This window comes from Candidatus Zixiibacteriota bacterium (assembly GCA_040753495.1).
Classification (GTDB): domain Bacteria; phylum Zixibacteria; class MSB-5A5; order GN15; family PGXB01; genus DYGG01.
Window position 1 is genome coordinate 1 of record JBFMEF010000005.1, and the last position, 4146, is coordinate 4146.

Genomic DNA, 4146 nt, shown 5'->3' on the forward strand with positions numbered 1-4146 from the left:
TCTTGGGGCATCTTAAAATACCGCTTAAGTTCCATACCCAAAGCAAATTTGCCCGGGCTCTGGCGAAAGCGAACCGTCAAATTTGACCGAAATTTCCGGACCTTTGAATTGTATAATAACTCAATACTGGTTGACCAGGCTTAACTTACGAACTGATGGAGGAACGCATGAAAATAGTCGTTAGGGCATTGACACTCTTTCTGCTGTTAACACTAAACGTGGTTGCACAGCAACCTCCCAATCCGCTGTTTCCCTTTTCCATGTCCTTTGATGAAAAACTTACCCTTCTGCGGGTCTTTGATGCCCCCTCCGGATTTGAGCGGTACCCGGCCGGTCAGATGAATGAATTCCAGGCATGGGTAACTAACCTGCCCCTGCAGGCGCGGCATAAATGGGTTGTCCTATGGAACGGCCAGATGCTCTATCCCCCCGATTCGGTGGCAGGCGTGATTGATTTCGGCGTCGGCACCGAAGCCCAGCAGAATCCGGATATTCCGATGCAGATGGTTATGGAGTACTTAAGGGCGGTCGATGCTCTGGGCGATTTTCCGATTCGCCTCAGCAAGACCGATACGGTCAACTATAACCGCTGGCTCGGGGGCGAATATAGTTTCAGCCCCCGCGGAGAATTAATCTATACACCCGGTGAAAAGAGAATCGCCAACGACAAAGAATATTATCGGTACCTTCATTTTGTTCTGTCCCAGATGAACGCCCGAAAACTTCTTCTGAATCTCAAACCGGTCGATGAGAAGAATCTCGCCCCGGCGAACCTGTATATACAATTTCGCCCCGATGACCCCGACTCCGTCGGGCATTGCGCGGTAATCCTTGATGTCTGCATTAATAAGAAAGGGGAGCAGGTAGTTATGGCTGGCTGGGGCGGAATACCGGCGCACTCTTTTCTCGTGGCGCGACCCCGTCCCGGAAACGGCAACCCCTGGTTTACCATCCCGGAACTGAAAGAATATCTCAAAGAACATGGCGAAGGAAAATTCTACCGGTTCGCCGAGTGATTTTTTTGCTTGCCGGAATCGCCCCGAATGATATAATTGCCGTTGGAAAAGGATTAATTTCTGAAAGGCGGCAGTTTGCGCCCGGTTATCCTGAGGCTGCTGGTAATCTGTATAATACTCTTCCCTCCGGCGTCAGCGCGCACCTTGACTATCGAACGGGGCGATGACCTCCAGGCGGTAATCAATTACGCTTCCGACGGGGATACTATCAGAATCAGCGAAAAGGTAATCGAAGCCGCCCCGGTGGCTTTTACCGATTCTCTCTGCGGCAACTGCCAGGAGCATGCCACCCCGGTCAAAGCCCGATACGGTTTTATTATCAAAGGGAAATCGCTTCATCTCATAGGCGAAAACCGCACCCGCTCGGTGCTCCATACCAATGCCGGCTACGGCGTATTCTTCGTTAACTCCCCTAATTCTTCGCTGCAAAATCTGACCGTTACCGGCGGCATCCGGGATGTTGACGGCAATGCCACTGATGCCGCGGTGGTGGCGCGCAATTCCCGTGTGCATATACATGGGGTTGATATCATAAACAATGACCACCGCATCGATTCCGTGGTGGTTGGTATCAGCGGCGTCATCGGGCGGGAGGGGGCGGAACTGTATATTGAAAGATGCAATATTGTCAACAACGGCTGGGATGGGGTCGCCCTCTATCGGGGGGCATTGGCTGTCATAAGCGACTGCACCATAAAAGAAGGGCGCGGAGCCGGTATCGGGGTAACCTGGGATGCCACCTGCTTTGCTTATCGCAATATCGTGACCGGTTACTGGAAAGGAATCGGCGCCTTTGGCACCTCCTGGGTGGTGGCGCACAATAATGCCGTCTATGACAACCTCGGCTGGGGGATTATCGCTACCGGCAAAGCTTTTATGGATATTTCCAACAATGTCGTCCATCATAACGGCAACTGCGGGGTGGCTCCCTGGTCCACCGAGAGCCGGGGACGGATTATAAACAATATTATCACCAGCAACGGCTGGCGGCGGGAATGGGTCTGCCCCTGTGTCGGTGTCTGGAACTTTGGCGACTGGGCAAAATGGGAATTCTCCTATAATATTGTCTGGAACAACAAAGAAGGTAATTACAAAGATATCTGGGACCAGACCGACCTCAACGGCAATCTCTCGGCTGACCCCCTCTTTGTCGGCGAAAATATTTTCATCCTAAAGCCGGAGTCTCCGGCGGTTGATTCCGGGCATCCCGAAGTATTTGACCATGACGGCTCCCGTTCCGATATCGGGCTGTATGGCGGCCCTCAGGGGCGAGGCAAGTAACTGCTTGATTCTCATTAAGTAAGCCAATCCCTCAAAGCGCTTTTTTACCTTCAGTTGGGGCTATTTCTATCCGATAATAAATGGTAGTGGGTACAACAGTATAGCAGTTGCAGGAGGAATTATGCGCAGATTGTTCTTATTGGCATTGGTAATGACCCTTTCCGCCGCCCTCATCCTGGTTATAGGTTGCGGCAGCAAATCGACCAAATCGGAACTGGTTGCCGGCGATACCACCGCCGTGGAATTCCAGATGATGAAGGAACTAATCGGTCAGGGAATGCTGGAACAGGACCAGTATCTTATCGACCTTTCTCTGGCGCTCATGGATGAAGCCGATGGCGCAGTTGGCAAAAGGACATACAAGCCAGTCGCCGACAGCAGTTATTACATACAGATAGTTACTTATGACACCTCCAACTATTGGCATATATTTGGCTTTACCGCCTCCCTCAGCCAGTCATACGGCGATACGGTCTTCTTTGAAGGGCACGACTCGCTTCGCTTCAGCAACGGCACCGGTTATATCGCTCTGCCTGACTCGACTGTCACCGGGCTCAATGTCCGGGCGCATCATCAGGTCGGTATCGAGTTCCCCGATGGCAGCATCTCTCTTCGCAATCATGCTTCCGTTGACCTGACCGGAATCTATCAGGTGGAATTCACTCTTAACGGCGCCACCAGCGATTCGGCCTCTTTCTCTTTCTATGAAAGCGATACCGCCTACTGCAATCTTGATGCCGCCATCAATCAGAGTTTCAGCGACCTCTATTTTGACTCGGTGGCGCTCAATCATGACGCCTGCCCGGCAAGCGGCTCAATTCATGCCGAAGCCAACCTGACTCTGGAATGTGTCGGCGGCAGCGGTCTCTCCGATTCGCTCAATATCGCCGGCGGCTGGACGCTCAATATTGAGTTTGTCGAGCGAACCATGCATGCCTCCTTCATCCATGGCAACGTAGTCTGGAACATAGTGGAGGAGTGCGGTCCGGAGCAGGGGACAGCCCAATCCCGCTGGGACAACCTGATGGGAAAGATTCGGGATATTAAGGATTAATTCTTCCAATTCATAGGTCGGTTCTCCCCGGGGAACAGTGGGAGAGAGAACTGACATGGAAATCTGAGGCGCCGGCAATACCGGCGCCTTTTTATATTGGGAAATCCACTTGACGCGGCCTGCGTTGAATCGGTGTCTGTCCGCCGCGGCGGACTTCCTGACTCTCCTCTTCGACCGTCAGGAAAGATTCCTGACGGCGCAGCAAGAAAAGTGAGGCGCCGGCAATACCGGCGCCTTTTTATATTGGGAAATTCTCTTGACGATGGCTGCTGTTATACCTTTATTCTGCCGGGAGAATTGATCCGGAGGGATGGCTGAGTGGTCGAAAGCGGCGGTCTTGAAAACCGTTGTCCGTGTGAGCGGACCGTGGGTTCGAATCCTACTCCCTCCGTAAAGAAAATGGGATGGAGCACAGTATGACTGGGAGGTTTCAATGATTAAGCGAGGGCTGATGCCTGCATCAATCTTGCCGGCAAACATCAAACCAAAAAAAATCCGCGTCGTGATGATTTGTGAGGCGTTGCCGGAGAATATGATGGACTATTTCTATTCTTCTACTGATTCACTCTATGTCACCAATACTATTGCGGCATTCAGAAGCGCCGGAGTAGACGCTGAAAGCATCAATGATATCGTCAAGAAAGGCGTCTATCTGACCGTGGCGGTCAGAGAACCCAGAAAGGGTTTGACCGTCCCGGCGGAGACAATAGAGAAGTATTCCTTTGCTCTTGAAGAGGAGCTGAAATCGTTTCCGGGCATTAAAGCGATACTGCTGATGGGCGATGCCGCTATCAA

4 protein-coding genes and 1 tRNA gene are annotated in these 4146 nt (G+C 52.0%); all 5 read left to right on the forward strand.

All coding sequences use genetic code 11. The annotated features are described in order from the left end of the window. The first annotated feature begins 167 nt into the window (after positions 1 to 167). Positions 168 to 1016, forward strand: coding sequence for a DUF4846 domain-containing protein (locus AB1690_00355; protein MEW6013755.1), 849 nt, complete (start codon positions 168 to 170; stop codon positions 1014 to 1016). Positions 1017 to 1091: 75 nt separating this feature from the next. After that, positions 1092 to 2297, forward strand: coding sequence for a right-handed parallel beta-helix repeat-containing protein (locus AB1690_00360; GenBank protein ID MEW6013756.1), 1206 nt, complete (start codon positions 1092 to 1094; stop codon positions 2295 to 2297). A 121-nt stretch (positions 2298 to 2418) separates the two neighbouring features. Beyond that, positions 2419 to 3351: a hypothetical protein gene (locus AB1690_00365; protein MEW6013757.1), complete on the forward strand. Its 933-nt coding sequence runs from the start codon at positions 2419 to 2421 to the stop codon at positions 3349 to 3351. Between the two features lie 304 nt (positions 3352 to 3655). After that, positions 3656 to 3742, forward strand: a tRNA-Ser gene (locus tag AB1690_00370). Positions 3743 to 3784: 42 nt separating this feature from the next. Next, a partial coding sequence (locus AB1690_00375; GenBank protein ID MEW6013758.1) for a hypothetical protein occupies positions 3785 to 4146 on the forward strand: 362 nt, incomplete at its 3' end.